Here is a 20641-nt window from a genome sequence, read left to right on the forward strand (position 1 = left end):
TGCTTTATAGTGCTGAAGCGCTCCGTGCGGCTCGCGGCCACGTGTGGCCCGACCGTTTGCCTGCGAGTCCCTAACAACATTACCGTGCGGAACGGAATGCGGCTGGCGGCAGCTGGCGGCTACTGCGTGCAGGTCACGCCTTTGGTCTGCAGCTTGATGCTTGGGTCTTCCGCGTAGATGTATGCACCCGCGTAGCACATCTCGTCGTTGGTGCTCTCGCCGTACTGCACCGCACCCCCGGTATCGTTGATGTAGGTGCAATCGACCTGAAGCTGATCTCCCTTCTGCATGCTCACCGGCGGGTCGAGCAAGCGGAAGCGCTGTTCTTCGAACTCATAGTCCGTGTCGAGGAGCGTGCTTGGATTGCTCCCAAGGCTCGTGACCTTCATGTGGCTGCCGAGGGTGTGCATGTGGGGCATCACCGCGAACACGTTGAGGGGGATGGGGGAGGTGCAGTACCCAGTCTGGGTTGTCTCACCCGTGTCAACGAAGAGCCCTTTATCCTTGCCAGCAAGCACCGCGAGCGCCTCGTGTTCGACGTCCGCTGCTTCGACCGCCAAGATCTCGATCGCGCTGGTGCCAGCGATCGCCTTGGGTGTCGCGTTGAAGAGGTGCAGGTTCAGCTTGATTTGTTCCCCCGCGGCAATCTTTACCGCGACTCCGGACGGGAACTCAAGGGCGTCTGTGCCAACACCCGAGCCGTACAGCATGCGTGGGCCGTTCATCCCCCCATCGCAGTCGTCCTGCCCATCGGGCTTCCCGTCTTCCTCGACGCTGAGCACCGTGTGGTGCGTGCCGAAGGGTGCGACGGGGCGGAACGCGCTCACGTAAACATCTTCGGGAACGGTATAGCGCACGCAGACGTAGCCTTCTCCGCCGGGCTCCATGGTCCAGTCGCCCGACACCAGGGTGCGCCAGCCGGCGCCGCCACCGCCACCTTGGCCCCCAATGCCAGCCGAGCCGCCGCTGGCGCTGGAGCCGCCGCTTGCACCGGAGCCACCGCTTGCGCCCGAGCCACCGCTGCCAGCGGTTCCATCATCGCTGCCCCCGCAAGCGCTGGCGGTGAGAGCCAGCGCGCTGGTGAGCAGGGCCAAACGCAGGGTGGTTGGGTGGAGCAGTCGTGGCGTCTTCATGACCTGCGCTTGAGCAAGCGACATGCCGAGCCCAACATGGCCGTTTGCCGCCGGATTTGCGCGAATTTCACCACCGGTTGGCCCTTGGCGTGGCGCCTGCGCCACGTGAGGAGCGTGGCCTCGGCGCCTCGCCTCGCGGCTTGCAAGTCAAACTAACGCCGCCGATCGAGCCCGCGCCCCGGTGGTGAGAGTAAGCTCGGCGCGTGAACTTGCTCGGGATAGACGACTGCCCGTTTCCTCGCGACGTGGCGGGGGCGCGTTTCCGTGGAGATGTACGCTTCGTCGGGACGGTGTTTGCGGGAACCCGCCTCGACGGTGTGTTGGTCGGCAAGGTGCGGCGGGATGGACGCAACTCGACAGCGCGCATCGCGCAACTGTTGAACGACTCCCACTATCGGGGCCACGTCGGCGGGATCTTGCTCCAGGGCATCGCCCTCGCCGGATTCAACGTGGTGGATGTTCACGGCTTGCACCAGCTCACCGGGCTTCCAGTGATGGTGGTGGCGCGTCGGCAGCCGCGCATGGCGCAGATCCGCGCGGCGCTGCGCAAGCTCCCCGGCGGTGAGCGCAAGTGGGAGCTGATCGACGCCGCGGGGCCGATGGAACCTCTGAGGGGTGTGTTCGTGCAGCGCGTCGGCTTGGGGCGCAGCTTGGCGGCCCAGTGGCTGCAACGTTCGACGCTCCACGGCTCGTTGCCAGAGCCCTTGCGCGTCGCGCACCTGATTGCGGGCGCACTCGAGACGGGGGAGAGTCGGGGCCGCGCATGAACCTGCATCCCGATGAACTAGAGATCGACCCACGCATCGCACATGCAGCGACGCTCCCCGGAATTGCGTACACCGACTCGGTCTACTGGCAGCGCCAGCGGCGCCACCTCTGGCCGCGGGCGTGGCTCTTCCGGTCGGCGCCCACTGCGCGCGTCGAACCCTGGAGCCCCCTCCCGGGTGTGCTGAACGAACCGCTCGTGTTCGTGGACGATGGCGAGCTACGTTGCCTGTCCAATGTGTGCACGCACCGCGGTGCGTTGCTCGTGCGAAAGCCATGTGATGTACAGAGCCTACGCTGTCCCTATCACGGTCGGCGCTTCGGGCTCACTGGGCGCTGTCAGCACATGCCGGAGTTTGAAGGGGTTGTCGGTTTCCCTGCGGATAGCGATCACCTGCGTAGCTATCCGGTGCTGCGTTTGGGGCCCCTGGTCGGTACTTGTGTCGCGTCAGGCACGCCGCTGGTCGACCTTGAAGCGGGCCTCGAGTGGCTCTCGAGGCGCCTAGGTAGTGTGTACCGCCGCATGCTCGATGCGTTCGCAAGCAGCAGCGCCAGCCTGCGCTTCGAGCGGCGTTACGAGCTCCGAGCCAACTGGGCCCTCTACTGCGACAACTACCTCGAGGGTTTTCACATTCCCTTCGTGCACCCCGCGCTCAACCAAGCCCTCGACTTCGGGAGTTACCGTACGGAACTATTTGAGCAGGGCTCACTCCAAGTGGGGTTTGCGGACGCCAAGCAACCAGACGCCGCGTGCTTCGAGCTGGAAGCGAATGACCCCGACTTTGGCCATGCGGCGGGGCGCGTCGCGGGCTACTACGTTCAGCTGTTCCCCGGCTTGATGCTCAATTTCTATCCATGGGGGCTCAGCATCAACTTGGTGGAACCAAGCAGTGCCGAGACCAGCGTGGTGACCTACTTGGTGTACGTGTGGGACGCGTCGCGTCTCGAGGTCGGAGCAGGTGCCGACTTGCATCAGGTCGAGCTCGAAGACGAAGCCATCGTCGAGCAGGTCCAGCGCGGGGTGCGCTCGAGCGCCTACACCCGGGGGCGTTACTCCCCGACCCGGGAGCAAGGCGTGCATCACTTTCAGCGCTGGTTGCTTTCCGCGTTGCGAGAGTGAGTTTGCGTTCGGGTTCGCGTTCGCGTTCGCGTTCGAGTTCGAGTTCGCGTTCGCGTTCGAGTTCGTTCTTTTCGAATTTTGCCGGCGTGCTCGGCGTCGTCCAGGCCTTCGCCGGGCTGCGCCCGGTGCTCGCTGGGCTCGCAGCCTCGACGACGCCTGCGACTCGCCGGCGTGGCGATCGGGTGATCGAAAGGAGGTCACCCAATGCTCGATATCTATCCATTCATTCTCGAAACCATCGTGCTGATCCGGCCACTAGCGGAGCAAATTTACCGCGCGGATTCGGATCTGGGGCGGCAACTGCACCGCGCCCAGTCCTCCATAGCCCTCAACGTTGCCGAGGGTTGCTCAGCCGTGGCCGCAACCAAGCGGCGCGTTTTCACTCTGCGATGGGGTCAGCGCGTGAAACTTTGGCGTGCTTGGAGGTTGCCGCTGCGCTGGGGCAGATAGCTCCCTTGGAGGACGCGCTCCGCCGGCGCTTCAATCGCATCCTCGGTACCCTTCACCGCCTCTGCATCAAGTAGGGGTATGGGCGTGGGTCCGCTTGGGCCCACGCCTCTTGCGGCAGCACGCTCGTCGAAACTAGTGAGCGGTGCGGTTCAGCTTGGTGGCGAGCACCGTGCGTACGCCGAAGCCGCCAAAGTCGGCGACGATGCGTGGGGGCGACTCGGGCTTGATCTCGCGCACCACGCCTTTGCCGAAGCGATCGTGATAGACGCGGGCGCCTGGGCGCATCCAGCGTAGATCCATGGCTTCGTCGCCCACGTCGTCGAACGCCTCGGTGTCCACCCAGCGGCCGTCGTTGCCTGACTCTGCCGCAGCCCGGCCGCTGCCGCTGGCGTTGCCGGCGAGCATGCGGCTCCGCAGATCTTGCCAGGAGCTCCTCCCCCCCGAGCCCGAAACTCGACGTCCTCGGGCCGTCGTCTGGGAGTAGTCCACGTCTTGGTCGTACTCGTCGTAGGCCGGTCGACGCGCGTATGGATCCACCCGCCCCGAGTAGCCGCCTGCATACCCGCCCAGGGAGTTCACGCCGAAGCGCCTACCTAGGCCCTGCTGCTCCGAGACGTCTTCAGGTATATCCGAAAGGAAACGACTCGGGCTGCGCGGTTCAGTGCGACCGAACAGCATGCGCTGGCTAGCGTGGGTCAACGTGAGGAGCCGCCGTGCACGGGTCAGCGCGACGTAGGCGAGGCGGCGCTCCTCTTCGAGCTCGTCGCGATCGCCGTCCATTCCGCGGTAGGGGAAGACGCCTTCTTCCATGCCCGTGAGGTACACTACCTCGAACTCCAGGCCCTTGGCGGCGTGCACGGTCATCAGCACCACGCTGGGCGCTTGATCTTGCATGCTGTCGACGTCGGCGATCAGCGCGACGCGCTCGAGGTACGCTTCGAGGGATGGCTCCTCACCGAGGTGCTCTGCCTCGAGCAGGTACTCACGGATGGAGCCCACGGTTTCCTGCAAGTTCTCGAGGCGCGCGTCGGCCTCTGCGGTGTCTTGCTTCTTCAGCGCATCGACGTACCCGCTGCGCTCGAGCACTTGCTCCGCGAGTTCGTCCGCGTGAAGTTGATCCATTTCTGCGCGGAATCCGTCGATGAGTTCGTGGAAGCGCAGCAGCGCCTGGGTGGCGCGCTTCGAGAGCTTCTTTTCCAGGGCAGGGCTCTTGATCGCATCGAACAGGCTCACGCCGAGGTCGCGCGCCACATCCATCAAGGCATCCAGCGTCTTGTTGCCGATGCCGCGGGTTGGAGTGTTGACGACGCGGAGCAGATCGGCGTCGCTCTTCGGGTTCATGATCAGCCGCAGGTAGCTGAGCAGGTCCTTCACTTCTGCGCGGTCGAAGAACTTCGTGCCGCCGATGATCTGGTAGCTGATGTTGCGCGCGCGGAGCTCGCCTTCGAGCACGCGGGATTGAGCATGGGTGCGATAGAAGATGGCGATTTCGCGCGCGTCCGTGCCTTGCTGGAGCTCAGAGGCGATACCCATGACCACCGAGCGGGCCTCCTCCTTTTCGTCGAGCACGCCTCGGATACGCACCGGCTCACCAGGAGGAGACTGTGTGAAGAGCTGCTTCGGTTCACGCTCGAGAGCGCGCTCGATGACCCCGAGCGCTGCAGCGACGATATTGCCGCTGGAGCGGTAGTTCTGCTCCAGCTTGACGACCTGCGCCCCAGGGAAATCCTTGCGGAAACCGCGGATGTTGCGCACGTCTGCGCCACGCCAGCTGTAGATCGACTGGTCGTCATCGCCGACGACGCACAGATTCTGGGTGCTCGCGGCGAGCGCCCGCACGAGGCGGTACTGGATCTGGTTCGTGTCTTGAAACTCATCGACCAAGACGTGATCGAAGCGCTGGCGAAGGTCGCGCCCTGCGGGCGAATCGCTCTCCGCGAGTTGTGTGCCGAGCACCAAGAGGTCTTCGAAGTCCACCGCATCGGCCGCGCGCAGCGCCTGTTGGTACTTGCGGTAGAGCTCCACCATGTTGCCGTCGAAGTTCGGCGAGAGCTTGATGTCGTCGGGGCCGCGGCCCTCGCGCTTGTGAACGTGGATGCGGCTCAAGACGACGCGCGGCGGGTACTCCCGATCGCTTAGCTTTTCCGCCTTGATGATGCGTCCAAGTAGCGCTTTTTGGTCGCTATCGTCGTAAATCAAGAAGTGGCGCGAGAGCCCGACCTGATCGTGGTAGCGACGCAGCAGGCGCACGCAGATCGAGTGAAACGTGCCCACCCAAAGATCGCGCACGATGGCTTCACCAGCCAGCTTGCCAAGGCGCTCCTTCAGCTCTCCTGCTGCCTTGTTCGTGAACGTGACCGCCAGGATGCGATAGGGCGGCACCTGGTGCAGCGCGAGCAAGTTCGCGACGCGAAACGTGATGACGCGGGTCTTACCGCTACCGGCGCCTGCGAACACCAAGAGGGGGCCACTGTCGTGAGCGACTGCCAGCTGCTGGGGAGGATTCAGTTCCGTCATTTGCGCGTTTCGCCAGGGTGCATGCCGCGCCCGGTTTCAGGGCCGTACCTCAGGCGCGCGGCCCTGGCCAGCGCTGATCGGGAAGCGCGCGGATCGGTTGCGTATCAAGTGCCCCAGCCGCAGTTGCCGGCTGGTTTCTGCCGAAAGCAGCGCGCGCGTACATTTCGCGCACGCCGATCTGTGCGCGGCGTTCAGGCTCCTCTGGGTGGGTTCCCGTGGACTGGTCGGGCAGGCGCCTGGCCACCTCCGTGCGCGGGTTTGGGGGAGAGTTTATCCGTGTGGGAAATCGTGCTTGCCGCGCGTAGCGTGTCGCTCGAGACACGAAACTCTAGTTGGCTCAAGTCCAAAGTTGGTTAGTCGCCGTTGCGACGAAGAAACGCTCCCGTGGCGAAAACGTCGGCGACCGTGCGGCATCCGGCTCACCCTGGTGGCCGCAGGGAACATCTACTAGGCTCCGCCCACCCGGGGGTAGTCGAGAGTTCCTATGCGCAACTGGCAGCTGCAGCCCGAAGAAGTCATCCAGAACCACCGCGTCGAGCAAGCACTTGGGCCGCGCCGCTACCGGGTGACGTCGCTTCGCGATGGGAGCTCGCGCGTACTCACGTTGCTCGAGCTGAGCGACGCGCAGGCGGTGACTCAGTTCGAAGCCGACGCGAAGAAGCTCTGCCGGCTGCGTCATCGGGCGTTGGTGAGCTACGTCGAGCAAGGCTTCGTGGAGCGCGTGGATGGCTACTGGGGGCTGCTGTTTCAGGAGCTCGCGCCGGGGGTGAGCCTGCGCCAGTGGATTGAGAGTGGAGCGGCTCCGAGCCAAGAGCGCGTCGTCAAGTTCGCACAGCAGATGCTCGAAGGGCTCGGGTTCCTTCACGAGCAAGCGCCGCCAGTTTTGCACGGTCAACTGTGTCCAGACTACGTATTCGTGGACAACCAGGCGGGCCCGAAGCTCGTGTGCTTTGGCGATGTGGAGCGCTTCGAAGGAGCGACTCAGCTGCGCGGCGCCGTTGGGTTTGCCGCGCCAGAGGAAACTCGAGGGCAGAAGGCAGTCTCCTCCGATCTCTACGCGTTGGGCGCCTTGCTCGTCTACATGCTGGCCAGGCGTTCCCCTGCGGAACTGGTCACTCCGGGGGGCAAAGTCGACCTCCGCTCGCTAAGGCTCAGCACGTGGCTGGCGCCCCTGGTCGAGCGACTGCTCCAGCCTGATGCTAGCCGTCGTTTTCCTTCGGCCAGTAGCGCGCACCTCGCCTTCGAGCGCAAGGAGACGCCGCTCAATCTGAAGCGCATGTTGATCCTCGGCGTGGTGCTGACGCTGCTCGTCGCGGTTCCGGCAGTCGGATTCGCCTGGTACTCCACGCGCTCGGAAGCACAGACGGCAGCCGCGCCCGCACCGACTGTTAGCGGTGTGTTGCCGCCGCGCCTTCCCCCTTCGGGCGCGCTGGTCGTTTGGCAGCGGGAGTTCGTGGGGCACCTCGGAGTCGTGAGCAGTCTGGCGTGGCTGCCTGACAGCGAACACTTCGTCAGCGCGGGATATGACGGCGCAATCAAGCTCTGGCACCGTGATCACGAAGAACCGCTACGCTCTTTCAGCGGCCAGCAGGGGCAGGTGCAATCCCTCGCAGTAGATCCTCAGGGAAAGATAGTCGCGGCGGGCGGCAAAGACGGGCAGTTGCGCATCTGGTCGGTCGAGTCGGGGAAGGTGATCCGCAGCATTCCGGACTCGGCGGGTGGCATTCACGACGTCGAGTTCTCCAAGGAAGGCAAGCTCCTCGCGTCTTCGGGCGCCGACGGGGTGGCGAGGATCTACGACGCCGAGACTGGCAAGGAGCTGCGGAGGTTCAGCCTTGGCTCTCCTGGTTTGGCTGTGGCGTTTTCCCCTGATGAGAAGCTGTTCGCGACGAGCGCGATGGGGCCGGATATCACGCTCTGGGACCGAGAGTCGGGCGCCAAGCTCTTCAAGTTGGTGCACGGCGCGAGCGTGAGCGACCTCAAGTTCACAGCGGATGGTGCTGGCCTGATCAGCGCGGGAGACGACACACGCATCCTGGTGTGGAACATGGCAGCCCGCGATGTGCGGCATGTGATCAGCGTGCACCGCGACGAGGTTTGGCGAATTGCGCTGAGCGACAAGAACGGCTTGATGGCGACCGGCGGCAAGGATCACCTGCTCGTGGTCTCAGACCCCTTCAAGGGGGAGCCGCTCCAAGCCACGTTCGGTGGCAACGTCGGCTTTCCGGCACTGGCCTACTCACCTGACGGTCGCTACCTGGTCGGGGGTGGTGCTCAACAGAAGATCTGGCTTTACTACGCGGAAAAGTCCACCTGGTTCCCAACGCCGGTGCTCACGGCGCCACCGCGCGCCACGTTCAAGCCGAGCGACGGGGCGTCGAAGGCTCGCGCTTTGGCCGAAGAAGGCATCTTCGTGATGCGCCAGGCGCCGGACAAGCAAGGGCTCCTCAAGGCGACCAAGCTCTTGGAGCAAGCCGAGGCGCTGGATGAAAACGACCCGCGAGTGCTGGAGCTGGGCTCTCGCGTGGCCCAGGACGCGGCCTACTTGCACAACGACAAGTATGAGCCCGTAGGCCTCGTCAGGGCACGCGTGCTGATCGACAAGGCGAGCAAGCTTGCGCCGAGAGACCCCGATGTTTGGCGCCGGGTGGCCTACGTCGCGTTCGCCCAGAAGAAGCTCGACGATGCCGCAGCCGCAACCGCGAAAGCGGGCGTGCTCGACCCTGGATCCGTGTGGCAAAAGCGCTGCGAGCTCGAGCTAGCCATTCATCAGAAGGCAGCCCGCGAGCGGCGCTTCGCGCTGGCGAAGGCCCTACTGGAGTCCGACCCGACAGATGCGTACGGCCTGTCGGCGATGCTCAAGATCTTCAAGGAGCGCGGCGAATGGGAAGCGGCGGAGTCCATCTACAAGAGTCAGCTCGTGCTGGAGCCGAACTCCGCGTGGCTGGCGGGTCGGGTGGCTGACTTCTACACCCTCCAGCGCAAACCAGAGAAGGCGCTGGAGATGGCGCGGCGAGCTCTGGCCATCATGGATTATGGCGTGGGACATCGCGTGCTTGGCGACGCGTTCCTGGAACAAGCCCACCAACAGCTGAGGGCCGGCAAGCCGCGGGGCCAGGTGGTGCGCCTCGTTGACTCCGCGGCGAGCGAAGGCGCGACGGAGTCTCATGTGTTCTTCTTGCGAGGCCTGCTCGCCTGGACTGGGGGTGACTTCCCCAGGGCCCATGGTCTCTTCAAGAAGGCTTTGGATATCGACAAGCACTACAAGGAGGCGCAGGACGCCTTCTCCTGGAAGCCTTGAGATCTCCGCGGTCACTCCTCCCGAGACTGCTCTTGGGCCGTCAACACCAAGCGTCGCGCGAAGCTCTGCTCCCCGCGCCGCAGATCGATGCGCGCGCCAGGGCAAGCGTGACGTAGTCCTCCGGAAAGCACGCCCGCGAGCCACAAGCGAAGCCCCATCGGCGCAGCCTCGAAGTTCTCGATTATGAGCTCTCCGTTGTCGGGATCGAGACGCCAATCTCCGAAGTCTAGGAGTGGCTTGCAGGCGGTGGTCAGGCGCCGCATCACAACCACCAAAGGTGCGAGTCGCAACGCCGATCTCAGCATCGGCCCAAGGCTGCCGTCGACTGCGCTCTCTCCCGCTTGGCGACACCAGGCAGGGTTTCCGCCGTAGAGTTCATCGGTCGCCACTCTCAAGTAGCTGGCTGCCATATCCATGGGGTAATAAACGATGGCTTGCAGCGTTTGCTCTTCGAGTTCCGCGCGAGCATCTGGGGGGAGGCCATCGAGCACGCGCCGGTGCATCCAGGGCGCGAAGTTTTGCGCGATGTAGCGGTCCAGAGCCTGGACGACTGCACCACGCGTGTGGAAAGGCGACTGAGCCTCCAGCTTCGGGCGATGTGACCAGTCAAGTTGCCGCGGGCTCTCTAGCGTCTCGTCGCTTGGGTTGCGAGTCCTGGGTGTCGACGCGCGTGGCCGACGCTCTGCCGCCAAGAGGTCGTTGGGGTTCGACTGTCTCGACTCTCTCGGTGGGCGACTGCTGCGCGCGGCGCGGTGCTTGGGTACTTCTTCGTCGAGGCGGACCGTTGGCGTCAGCGGGGCGTGCCTCGCCTTGGCGGCGACCCGCTGGCTGTGCCGCAAGCGCAGGCTGCCGGCGAGCTCTCGCTCCATGGCGTCTGTGTCTTCGACTAGTTCAATTAAATCTGCGCGGAAATCTTTTGCGGAGGTGTAGCGGCGCTCACGGTCCTTGGCCATCGCGCGGCCCAGCAGTGCGTCGAGGGCTGGACCTCGCGGGACTTTGCGCTGGCTCAGCGGTTCTGGCTCTGAGTGAGCGATGCGATACGCGGTCGCGACAGCCGAAGCAGCTTGGAACGGCCGCTCGCCGGTGAGTAGCTCGTAGAGCATGACTCCGGCGCTGAATACGTCACTGCGGGCATCTACCCAGTGGTCCCCGGTTGCTTGTTCTGGGCTCAGATAGTCCGGGGTGCCCAAGATCATTCCTGTGCTCGTGCGGGCGTCGCTGTCCCCGCAGTCTTCGAGTGACTTCGCGATCCCGAAGTCGAGCAGCTTGATGCACGGCTTGCCCGCGTCATCCAGACTCAAGAACACATTCTCTGGCTTGAGGTCTCGATGAACGATACCGACGTCGTGCGCGGCACTCAGCGCATCCAACACCCGGACCACTACGCCCAACGCGGCGTCGATGGTCAGCTGGGTGCGACGAATGAACTGGTTTAGCGTGACCCCATCGAGGAACTCCATCACGAGGTAGGGCCCCATCTCGCACACGCCAGCGTCCATGACCTGGGCAACGCCTGGGTGGTGCAGCTTGCCGAGCGCTCGCGCCTCACGCATCAGGCGAGCGCCCAGCGCGCGATCTCCAGCGCGCTCCGGCAACAAAAGCTTCACCGCGACCTCGCGGCCAATCAGCAGGTGCTCCGCTCGGTACACCACGCTCATCCCACCTGAGCCGATCTGCTCAAGCAGTCGGTACTTGTCCCCAACCTGGGGCAATGCGTTCCCCCCACGCATGCGCAACGTTCGAGCGTACCCGAAGACCACGGGCGCAGGGACACCTCCAAACTAAAACGTTCAAGCCCTTGGCCTGGGGAAACAAGAAGTGGGCGTTGTGCAGGGGTTTTTTTATCGTTCGCTTGCCGTCGCTGCGCTGTTTGTTTCGAGCGGCGGTTCGTTTCGAGCGGCGGTTCGTTTCGAGCGGTGGTTTCGTTTCGAGCGGCGGTTTCGTTTCGAGCGGCCGCTTGGCTGACTTATGTGTGCCGCTGACACGAGATGCGCGACCCGACTGACGATGAATTGAAACTGGAGGAGCTGCGAGGCGGCGATTCCGCGTCGAGTTCGGCGCTCGGGGAGCTCGGTGTCGCGGAGGGGGCTGTCGACGGAGCTGTCGATGCCGCGGTGCCGGTGGTCGCGGCGCCCGAGTCGGTTGACCTCGCGGTTCTCAAGCTTTCCGCTACGGAGGTCGACGACGCACCCAGCGCTCCCTCACCCCCAAACCCGGGTGACGATGCTCTTGAAGCGTCCGGCAAGGCCATCGAGAGTAAGCGTGCGGGTGACGCTGCTCATCCCGACGCTGCTCGACAAGCGCAGGCGCACGCCGCGCTAGCGTCGCTCGTGCTGCCGCAGGTCTGCGCGTGTTGCGGGGCACCGTCGAGCGCATCTCGGAAACTCGACTTGGAGACCCGGCCTGGCGCGCTGATTGTGCCGCTCTGCGAGCGTTGCTTGACCCACGACGCCGTTTCCCGGACGCGCTCATTGAGTGTGGTTTTGGCGGCGTTGTTGATTGGGGGGGCGACTGCCCTGGGTCTCCCACTGATGTTCGAGCGACTCGCGAACGCCGGCACGTGGCAGCTCTCGGTTGGCTCATGGTTCAGCCGCTGGGGGCTCTTTGTATTGCCTTGCGGAATCGTTGCTGGCCTGTTCGGGATGCGTGGTTTGGGGTGGTACGCATGGGCGCGCTTGCGACGACGCCCCGGCTGTTCGCGCTACCCGGCGCTGGCGATTCGCGAGACTCCTCGCGAAGACTGGGTCGCTGTGTTGCGCTGCGCTCGAGCCGACTTTGCGCAGCAGCTCTTGGCGTTGAATCCAGAGCGGGTGATTGCACTCTCTCGTGGGGTTGCGCCGCGCCGCGCGCCGACAGCAACGCCCGGCGCGCGGTGGATGTTCGCGGTGCTGCTCGCGACGGCGCTCCTGAGTGTCGCAAGCTACGTCATTCATCGACCGCGGATTCAGGTGCTGAACCTCACGGAGCACCCGCTCGCCCTCGAGGTGGACGGCGAGATCGTGGCTCGTATCTCGGTCACCAGTCAGGAGTCTCCCGACGCGGGCGTCGTGCTCAGACTGCCGGCGGGTCGTCGTCATTTCCGTGCGCTGCAGCATGCTGGCTCGCCTGAGCAGCAGGTAGTGGCGGAGGCGGACCTCACGCTGCAGGGCGCCACGCGCCATCTGTATGCTCCCGCGGCGGACGCCTATTGTTTCTGGCTCGAGCGCATCGGTTACGGTCGCGGCAACGCCGCCGCGGCTCGTCCTGGCGCGGTGGAGCGCCTGCCTCTGGGAAACCCGCTGCACTTTTGGGCCTTTCCCCAGCCACCAGATGTGTGGTTGGCCCCGCCGCCGGAGCCGCTTCTGGACGATGCTCGGTCGAGCGGGGGAGAGGTCACCGCCCTGCGCCAAGCGCGTTGTATCGACGCACCCAAGGACGCCCAGCACTGAGCCTGGGGCCGTTTTTCGCTGCGTTCTACGAACGACCCGGGCGGAAACGTCGGCCACACGTTTGCAAAGCGGATCCGTTGATTATATTAGCGGGCCCGTGAGCGACGAGAACGAGAACCTGGAAGCAACCGAGGCCGCAGCACCGGAGCAAGGCGCTGCGGAATCGGCAGAAGGCAACTCTGGCGACGCCGAGGTCGCGGCCGCCGAGGCGCCCGTGGACCCGTTGGAGCAGGCTCAAGCAGAGGCCAAGCGCCTCAAGGAGCAACTGCTTCGCACCGCGGCTGACTTCGACAATTTCCGCAAGCGCACCCGCAAGGAGCTCGTGGATGCAGAGCAGCGCGGCACGGACCAGCTGTTGAAAGAGATGTTGCCGGTCTTCGACAACCTCGAGCGCGCCGCTCAACACGCCGAGACCGCTTCCGAAGTCGCGTCGCTTGCTGACGGCATTCGCATGGTGATGAAGCAGTTCACGGACACTCTGGGCCGCCTGAACATCGAGCGCGTCGAGGCTGTGGGTAAGCCTTTTGACCCAAGCGTACACGAGGCGATCCAGCAGATGGCCACGGAAGAGCACCCTCCGGGCAGCGTGGCCGCCGAAGTGCAAGCGGGTTATCGCCAAGGCGAGCGGTTGATTCGTCCAGCGCTCGTCGTCGTGGCCAAAGCTCCCTAGGTTCCGCTTTTCTGCGTCCTACGTGCGGTCTGAGGGCGTTCCACGCCTTCGCTGAGCATCTGGCGTGCCCGGCGCAGGCGGAGGTTGCGCTGCGTGGCGTCCGCGCGCCTGCCCGGCTCCTAAAAAGCTAACCATATCCCTCCAGTCCACTCGAGCGGACGGGTATGCTCACGCGTCCCATGGGCAAGATCATCGGTATCGACTTGGGGACCACGAACTCGTGCGTCGCCGTCTTGGAAGGCGTGAGCGCCACTGGAGAACCCGAAGTGCGGGTGATCCCCAACGCAGATGGCGCGCGCACCACGCCTTCCATCGTCGCGTTCACGGCGAGCGGTGAGCGCTTGGTTGGGCAGGTTGCCAAGCGTCAGGCCACGACCAACCCTGAGAACACCGTCTACGCGGTCAAGCGCCTCATGGGGCAGTCCTTCGACGCGACCGACATCAAGCGCCATCGGGAGAGCGTGCCTTACGAGGTAGCTCGGCACGACAACGGCGACGCTTGGGTGAAGGTCCAAGGCAAGGCGATGTCGCCCCCCGAAGTCTCGAGCTTCGTGCTCACCGCGATGAAGCAAATCGCTGAGTCGTTCGTCGGCGAGACAGTCGTTGAGGCAGTCATCACCGTGCCGGCGTACTTCGACGACGCACAGCGCCAAGCGACGAAAGATGCAGGGCGCATCGCGGGTCTCGAGGTGAAGCGCATCATCAACGAGCCCACGGCGGCTGCGTTGGCGTACGGGCTCGACAAGACCGCTTCCGAGCGGATTGCTGTCTACGACTTGGGTGGTGGCACCTTCGATATCTCGATCCTCGAAATCGCCGGGGGCGTCTTCAACGTGAAGGCGACGGGCGGCGACACCCATCTTGGTGGCGAGGACTTCGACATTCGCATCATCGATAAGCTCGCCGAGGAGTTCCTCAAGGAGCACGACATCGATCTGCGGAAGGACCGCATGGCGTTGCAGCGCCTGAAGGAGGCCGCGGAGAAGGCCAAGCACGAGCTCTCGAGTTCGCTCTCCACTGAGATCAATATTCCGTTCATTGCGACCGGGCCCAGTGGACCCATGCATCTCGAGCGGACGCTCAAGCGCAGTGAGCTCGAGATCATCACCTCGGACTTGGTGGAGCGGACGGTCGATGCGTGCACGCGTGTGCTTGGTGACGCGAAGGTGGCACCGAGCCAGATCGATCAGGTGGTGTTGGTGGGCGGCATGACGCGCATGCCCGCCGTCCAACGCGCGGTGAAGGAGCTGTTTGGCCGCGATCCCCACAAAGGGGTGAACCCCGACGAAGTGGTGGCGATCGGTGCTGCTGTCCAGGGTGCCGCACTCGGCGGCCAAATCGATGAGGTGCTGCTGCTCGACGTCACGCCGCTCTCCATTGGTGTGGAGACCGGTGGTGGCATCTTCTACAAGCAGATCCCGCGCAACACGACTGTCCCCACGGAAAAGAGCGAGATCTTCACGACCAGCGTGGACAACCAGCCGTTCGTGCCGATCCACGTGCTGCAAGGCGAACGCGAAATGTCCGCCGACAACCGCAGCCTCGCGCACTTCGAGCTCACTGGGATCCCACCGGCTCCGCGTGGTGTCCCGAAGATCCAGGTTACTTTCTCGATCGACGCGAACGGTATCCTCAGCGTGGAAGCGAAGGACCTCGGTACCGGTAGGGCGCAGTCCCTCAACATCACGCCTACCAGCGGACTCAGCCAAGACGAGGTCGACCGCTTGGTGAACGAGGGCGAGAAGTTCAAGGAGACGGACCACCTGCGGCGTGAACTAGCGGAGCTGAAAAACCAGGCGGAAACTCTGATCTACACGACGGATCAAGCGATCGAGGGCTACGGCGATCTGCTCGACGCGGACAAGGTCGCCGCGATGAAGGAAGACCTCGAGTTCTTGAAGGCCAGCCTGGAGAACGGCAGCGACATCGACACGATTCGCGACGCGTATGCCAGGCTCGAGAACGCGACGTTCGAGATCGCCGAGGCGATGTACGGCGGCGAAGAAGACTCGTGAGCAGCCTGGGAACTTACGGTCGATACCAGCTGCTCGATCTGCTCGGGCGCGGCAGCATCACGGAGGTCTTCAAGGCGAAGAGCTTCGGCGTCGAGGGCTTCGAGAAGACCCTGGTCATCAAGCGCGTGCTGCCCGAGCTCTCCGCGGAAGCGGACTTCGTCGGGCGCTTCGTGCGGGAAGCCCAGCTGTCGGTGCGCCTCAGCCACTCAGGGGTCGTGCAGGTGTTCGACCTTGGGCGTGTCGATGAGGCGGTCGGCACGAGCTTTTTCATGGCGACCGAGCTGGTGCAAGGGCTCGACCTACGCAGACTGCTTTCGCTCGTAGATCGCTCGGGCAAGCAGCTACCAGTGGGGCTCACGCTGTACATCGCGAGCGAGGTCGCGAAGGCGCTCGACCATGCGCATCGGCGGCGCGACGAACGGGGCACGCCGCTTGGCATCGTGCACGGCGACTTGAACCCGGGCAACGTGCTGCTCAGCTGGGAGGGCGAGGTCAAGCTGAGTGACTTTGGAATTGGTCGCGCCTTCTACTCCCTCGGCGAACGCGCTCAAGAAGAGCTTTTGAACCAGAAGCTCGCCTACACCAGCCCCGAGCAGATCTGCGGCAATGACATCGACGCGCGGAGCGACCTCTTCAGCCTGGGGACACTCGCCTATCGATTGCTGACCGCGAAACACCCTTTCGCGGGTGCGCGACCGACTCAGACTTCGTCTCGCATCCTTGGGGAAAAGCCTTTGCAGCCCGCGGAGCTACGCTCCGATGTGTCGCCCTCGCTCTCCGCACTGGTCATGCAGCTCTTGGAGCAGGACCCCGGCAAGCGCGGTGATAGCGCGGCGCGAGTCTATGAGCAGCTCTTGGAGGAGCTGTACGCGGCGGGTGCGCGCCAAGGCGCACGCGAACTCAGTGACTTGATCGAGGAGCTGAACGAGGCTCCGTCTAGTCCCGAGCTGCCATCCGAGCCACGGCTCGAGCTACCTTCGGAGCCGCGAATCACCTCCGTGCGGGCGACCTCCAGCGAAGGGCCGCCATCTTCCGGGCGCTTCCAGGGTGTCGCGCAGGTGTTGGACACCACCCCGGAGCCTGCGGCCGTCAACGCTCGAGCGTTTCCCCAAGGTGCGCTGGCGGACCTGGCGGGACGTGAGGTGTCCGCGCTGATCGTGCGGTTGCCTCGCGGATCCAACAGTGAAGAGACGAGCGAGCGTGCCCGCGAGGTGGTGGAGCGCTACGGCGCGCGCGTGCTGAGCTTTGGCGCGGACGAGGTCGTCGCGTTGTTCGGCTTGGACGAAGCGGATGGGCGAGACACGGAGCTTGCGGTGCGCTCTGGATTGGTGCTGCTCAGGAGCCTCGGCGCGAGCGATGTCGAGCCTGGTGTTGGGATCCACGCGGGGCGCATCGCCGCGGGTGCCATCGTCGACGTGAACGCGGCGGACGTGGCGCTCTTGCTCGGGCAGGCGCGTGATCTGTGCAACACCCTGGAGGGCAGCCTGATCATCAGCGACGCCGCGGCGAAGAACGTCGGGCGTTTGTTCTCTCTGGAGTCTGCGCCCGGAGCAGGGCGCACCGCGGCGCGTGCCTGGATCGTCGGTGAACCCCGGTCGCCGCGTGAAGCCTATGGGCGCTTCGTCGGTCGTCTCGACGAACTCAAGCGCCTCGGCGGCGTGCTAGCGCGGGCGTCGCGCCGTCACTTGCAGGTGGTCGGCATCGTGGGCGAGCACGGCATCGGCAAGTCGCGCTTGATTTACGAGATGGAGCGCCGCATCCAACGCGGTGAGTTCAACATCCGTTGCCACTTGGCAGAGTGTGTTCCGAGCGGAAAGAGCCTGCCGTATTCAGCCATCGTCGCCATGCTGCGTTCCCTGTGCGGCGTGCGTGAGGGCGACTCTCCGGAGCGCATCGCAGCGGTGGAGCCTCGCCTGCGCGCCCTCGGGCTGCACGACGAAGAAGTCGAGATCGTCCTTACGGAGCTTGGCCTCAGTCGCGGGGATCGCGCGGCTTCCGCGGGCGTCTTGAAGAACGCCGTCGCGGGCATGCTGGATGGTCTCGCGAAGGATCAGCTGCACGTCTTTTCGTGGGACAACGCTCAAGACATCGACGCGCCGAGCGTCGAGCTCTTGAGCCGCGTTGCTGAGCGACTCGAGCGCGCGCGTCTGATTCTGTTGTTCGCGGCTCGCAGCGGGGAGGCCGCCCATTTCCGCGAGCTACCGGGCTATCAAGAAGTGCAGCTCGGCACCCTGGATGAAGACGATGTGTATCGTCTCGTCTGTGTTCGTTTGGGGGTGAGGGAAGTTCCGGAAGCGCTGTTCCAGTTCGTCCATGAGCGTTGCGCGGGTCACCCGATGTTCGTCGAAGAGCTCCTGCGCGAGGCTCAAGAAGCAGGCGCCGTCGTCGTTGAGGACAAGCAGATCACCCGCCTGGATTTGGGTGGTGTGCTCAGCGTACCTCGACCCTTGCGCTCCCTGCTCGGCGACCGCATTCGGCGCCTGGACGATCCTGAGCGGGACTTGACCATCGCGACGGCCATCGTGAGTTCCCCCGCGGATACATCGGTCTTGAGCGCAATGCTCGACTGCAGCCTCGGGCACCTGAACCTGCTGGCTGAGCGCCTCGAGGCGGCGAAGTTGATGCTGCGAGACGGCCCGGTGGCGCTGTCGTTTCCGTCGCCGCTCCTGGCCGAGGTGATCCTGGCGAGCCTGGATGACGAGCAGCTGATTGAGCTGCACCACCGTGCCGCGAACGCCTACCAGATGATCCTGGGAGATCGGACTGAGCAAGAAGCGGCGCGCATCGCCTATCATCTGGCGGAAGCAGGCGAGCTGGATCGCGCGGCGGGGTTCTACGCGACGAGCGGCATGTATCAGCTGAACGCGCGGCGCCTCGAGTACGCCGTCGGCGACCTCGCGCGGGCGCTCGATCTCGCTGACTGGGACGCGCGGGGCGGCGAACAGCTCGCGGAGTGGGTACGCGCGTTGTCCCGAGCCATTCGTCACGTTCGCTCCGGCGAGGGTCTGGCGGAGCTCGTCTTGCGCCTCGCGGTTCGCCTGGAGCAGGACTCGGCGATGTCCATCGCGCTGCGCCTGGGTGCGGGCGTTGACCTCGCGTTGAGTCTTGGTGCCTTGCATCGCTACAAGGAGGCTCGCCAGCTCCTGAGCCGCGCCGCCCAGCTCGCTCAGCAAACCTCGCTGAGCAGCTCCGAGCGGCGCGCGCTGCTGGCCGCCGAGGCCGAGGTCTGCTTCCACCAGGGAGACTTCCGTGCGGCAATGGAATCGATCGAGCAGGCCAAGCAGCTCACGGGCGGCGACGACTTCGAGCGCCATCGTATGGAGCTCTCGTCCGCCCAGGCTCTCGCCGGCGCTGGAGAGCTAGACGCCGCGCAGCAGGCGCTGGATGCCGCGAGCGCCATTTTGCCCGCGGAGGATGACCCGGTGATGTTGTGCGAACGGGCGAAGGTGCGTGCGCTGATCCGCGCGTTCCAGCGCGACTGGGGTGGTTCCGCGCTCGCGGCGGAACAGGCGGCAGAGCTGGGGCGTGAAGCGGGCCTGAGCCACGAAGTTGCCGTCAACCTGCACAATCAGGGCGACTCACTGATGCGCCTTGGAGAGCTCCCGCGGGCCTACGCGGCGCTGCAGAAGTCGCTCGAGGTGGCTGAGGTGATCGGCTCCGACCGCATGGTGAACCTCAACCGCATCATGCTCGCCTATCTGGATGCGGCGAACGGCTCCAACGTCGCCCGCCGAGTGCTGGGAGAGCGCTTGGCAGCTGCAGAGGCGCAGCGTTGGACGTGGGACGCGATCACTGGCCGCTACCTCTTGGGCAAGCTGTTAGCCGAGCAAGGCGATGTGCTCGGAGCACGCCGTGAGCTCACCTTGGCGCGACGCTTGGCGGAAGACTCGAAGAACCGCCTACTCAGCGAAGACTGCCGGATGCAGCTCGAAGCGCTCGAGCCGTCTAGCCCGAGCTAAGGGGGCTGGGCGCGGCCGCGCGTGACGCGAAAAATCGACCGCCTCCGCGCCCACCGCCAGGAGTGCTGGCAGGGTGGGCGCGGGGCGTCTGCTGTCACGCGGATTTCGCCGGAGCCGGTCCGACGACACGGGCCAATTCAACCTTGGCTACCGTGGGCCCCTTGTCCTCTTCTGTCCAAATCGAGACGAGGGTGCCTCCACTGGGATAGGTGGTGTCCACTCGGACAATCTTGCCAACTCTCCCATCGTCCAGCAGAACGCGGCGGCGGTCCGTCATGTACTGATGGATATGCCGTAGGTCTGCCATAGACTCTTCAATATAGGTGGCTTTGCCAAACCAGCTAGTTTTTGCTGAAGAATACTTCTGCATGAACTACTCGCGAATGCGTAACTATCGGGAACTACGCGAGAAATCGGGCAACTTGAGGGTCCGCAACATTTTGGGGTCAGGCCTTTCCCTACGGCTAACCTGCTCGAATGGAGCGTCCCATTTGGGCTCGGGTCAAAGCGCAAGGTCAGGTCGATTGCCCGAAACGTAGGCATTCCGTGGGGTTACGGCGTCCGAGCGGCAGCGCCGGCGGCCTCTTGCTGACTTGCGTGGCGCTAGGTGCGGCAGCCCTGGGATGTTCCCCTGCGGAAGTGATGGGTCATCGCGCACCTGTCTCCAACGTGCCGGTCTATGCGGCCTCCTCGCAGGTGAAGCACTCGTCCAGGCTGTGGGTGGAGCTGCGTGACGAGACGCCGAACACTCAATGCGTCAAGGCGCTTCACAAGCAGCCCGTTTGTTTCCGTGAGGTACAGGCGGAGATGGGGGCGCAGCTGGTGCGGCTCCTGGGAGCTAGCTTTCCAGACGTGCGTGTTCGTCAACGAGGTGATGCCTTGGAGGCAGGGGACTACCTGCTGCGAATCGAGCTACGACTCAATGCCGTGGAGCCTGGCGAGGGAGTGGGTTGGGGCGCAGTCGGGCGCGGGCGCTGGCAGCTGGTGCGGGACGGCTTCAGTCTGACGCGGGAACGTTTCAGCTCTCACTCCGAGGGCCGCTTCACGTACGGCAGTGCCCTGGGGGTTGGCGCTGGCGAGGTGATCGCCGCGATTGCGACGCGCATCTCGGATCGCTTGGGGAGCCTTCCTGAAACCCGCGGGCAGTTCCCGGCTCCCGATTTGCCTGACGTAGTGGTTGAGACGCCGAGCGCATTTCCGCGCGGGAACAAGCAGGCCCAGCAGATCAGCCGCTGACCCTGCGCCCTCTGGCGCACCTCTCCCCCTAAAAATAGAAGCGAACC

The 20641-nt window shown here is 64.7% G+C and carries 13 protein-coding genes; 9 read left to right on the forward strand and 4 right to left on the reverse strand.

Annotation, left to right across the window (positions count from 1 at the left end):
• Window positions 1-119: 119 nt before the first annotated feature.
• Window positions 120-1133: a hypothetical protein gene (locus H6718_34545; GenBank protein ID MCB9590580.1), complete on the reverse strand. Its 1014-nt coding sequence runs from the start codon at window positions 1131-1133 to the stop codon at window positions 120-122.
• A gap of 203 nt (window positions 1134-1336) precedes the next feature.
• Here H6718_34545 and H6718_34550 point away from each other — a divergent pair, with 203 nt between their 5' ends.
• From H6718_34550 to H6718_34560, 3 genes are all read left to right on the forward strand, one after another.
• A complete protein-coding gene (locus tag H6718_34550; protein ID MCB9590581.1) occupies window positions 1337-1900 on the forward strand; it encodes a DUF99 family protein in 564 nt (187 codons plus the stop codon).
• Window positions 1897-3018, forward strand: a complete 1122-nt coding sequence (locus H6718_34555) for an aromatic ring-hydroxylating dioxygenase subunit alpha (protein MCB9590582.1) — start codon at window positions 1897-1899, stop codon at window positions 3016-3018. The genes H6718_34550 and H6718_34555 overlap by 4 nt, the downstream gene beginning before the upstream one ends.
• Window positions 3019-3222: 204 nt before the next feature.
• Complete coding sequence (locus tag H6718_34560; GenBank protein MCB9590583.1) at window positions 3223-3468, forward strand: hypothetical protein; 246 nt, start codon at window positions 3223-3225, stop codon at window positions 3466-3468.
• Window positions 3469-3600: 132 nt separating this feature from the next.
• Here the strand turns inward: H6718_34560 and H6718_34565 are convergent, their stop codons facing one another.
• A complete protein-coding gene (locus H6718_34565) occupies window positions 3601-5985 on the reverse strand; it encodes a UvrD-helicase domain-containing protein (GenBank protein MCB9590584.1) in 2385 nt (794 codons plus the stop codon).
• Window positions 5986-6469: 484 nt separating this feature from the next.
• Between H6718_34565 and H6718_34570 the strand changes: the two genes are divergently transcribed.
• Window positions 6470-9286 carry a hypothetical protein gene (locus H6718_34570; protein MCB9590585.1) on the forward strand — a complete coding sequence of 939 codons (2817 nt, stop codon included), beginning with the start codon at window positions 6470-6472 and terminating at the stop codon, window positions 9284-9286.
• Between the two features lie 11 nt (window positions 9287-9297).
• On the opposite strand, the gene H6718_34575 is transcribed toward H6718_34570, so the two are convergent.
• Complete coding sequence (locus tag H6718_34575; protein ID MCB9590586.1) at window positions 9298-11046, reverse strand: serine/threonine protein kinase; 1749 nt, start codon at window positions 11044-11046, stop codon at window positions 9298-9300.
• A 228-nt stretch (window positions 11047-11274) separates the two neighbouring features.
• Between H6718_34575 and H6718_34580 the strand changes: the two genes are divergently transcribed.
• From H6718_34580 to H6718_34595, 4 genes are all read left to right on the forward strand, one after another.
• Window positions 11275-12714, forward strand: a complete 1440-nt coding sequence (locus H6718_34580) for a hypothetical protein (GenBank protein MCB9590587.1) — start codon at window positions 11275-11277, stop codon at window positions 12712-12714.
• Window positions 12635-13384 (forward strand): nucleotide exchange factor GrpE, encoded by a 750-nt coding sequence (gene grpE, locus H6718_34585; GenBank protein ID MCB9590588.1) that lies wholly within the window; start codon window positions 12635-12637, stop codon window positions 13382-13384. The genes H6718_34580 and grpE overlap by 80 nt, the downstream gene beginning before the upstream one ends.
• A gap of 179 nt (window positions 13385-13563) precedes the next feature.
• A complete protein-coding gene (dnaK, locus tag H6718_34590; protein ID MCB9590589.1) occupies window positions 13564-15399 on the forward strand; it encodes a molecular chaperone DnaK in 1836 nt (611 codons plus the stop codon).
• Window positions 15396-19358 carry a protein kinase gene (locus H6718_34595; protein ID MCB9590590.1) on the forward strand — a complete coding sequence of 1321 codons (3963 nt, stop codon included), beginning with the start codon at window positions 15396-15398 and terminating at the stop codon, window positions 19356-19358. The genes dnaK and H6718_34595 overlap by 4 nt, the downstream gene beginning before the upstream one ends.
• A gap of 94 nt (window positions 19359-19452) precedes the next feature.
• On the opposite strand, the gene H6718_34600 is transcribed toward H6718_34595, so the two are convergent.
• Window positions 19453-19665 (reverse strand): hypothetical protein, encoded by a 213-nt coding sequence (locus H6718_34600; GenBank protein MCB9590591.1) that lies wholly within the window; start codon window positions 19663-19665, stop codon window positions 19453-19455.
• 170 nt (window positions 19666-19835) lie between these two features.
• Between H6718_34600 and H6718_34605 the strand changes: the two genes are divergently transcribed.
• A complete protein-coding gene (locus H6718_34605) occupies window positions 19836-20594 on the forward strand; it encodes a hypothetical protein (GenBank protein ID MCB9590592.1) in 759 nt (252 codons plus the stop codon).
• Window positions 20595-20641 lie beyond the last annotated feature (47 nt).

The organism is Polyangiaceae bacterium, from assembly GCA_020633205.1.
Classification (GTDB): Bacteria; Myxococcota_A; Polyangia; order Polyangiales; family Polyangiaceae; genus JAHBVY01.

Bases quoted from the DNA above. Each gene is read 5' to 3' on its own strand.
- H6718_34545 (MCB9590580.1), bottom strand. From the start codon at position 1,133: ATGAAGACGCCACGACTGCTCCACCCAACCACCCTGCGTTTGGCCCTG.
- H6718_34555 (MCB9590582.1), top strand. From the start codon at position 1,897: ATGAACCTGCATCCCGATGAACTAGAGATCGACCCACGCATCGCACAT.
- H6718_34560 (MCB9590583.1), top strand. From the start codon at position 3,223: ATGCTCGATATCTATCCATTCATTCTCGAAACCATCGTGCTGATCCGG.
- H6718_34565 (MCB9590584.1), bottom strand. From the start codon at position 5,985: ATGACGGAACTGAATCCTCCCCAGCAGCTGGCAGTCGCTCACGACAGT.
- H6718_34570 (MCB9590585.1), top strand. From the start codon at position 6,470: ATGCGCAACTGGCAGCTGCAGCCCGAAGAAGTCATCCAGAACCACCGC.
- H6718_34580 (MCB9590587.1), top strand. From the start codon at position 11,275: ATGCGCGACCCGACTGACGATGAATTGAAACTGGAGGAGCTGCGAGGC.
- grpE (MCB9590588.1), top strand. From the start codon at position 12,635: ATGCTCGGTCGAGCGGGGGAGAGGTCACCGCCCTGCGCCAAGCGCGTT.
- dnaK (MCB9590589.1), top strand. From the start codon at position 13,564: ATGGGCAAGATCATCGGTATCGACTTGGGGACCACGAACTCGTGCGTC.
- H6718_34600 (MCB9590591.1), bottom strand. From the start codon at position 19,665: ATGGCAGACCTACGGCATATCCATCAGTACATGACGGACCGCCGCCGC.
- H6718_34605 (MCB9590592.1), top strand. From the start codon at position 19,836: ATGGAGCGTCCCATTTGGGCTCGGGTCAAAGCGCAAGGTCAGGTCGAT.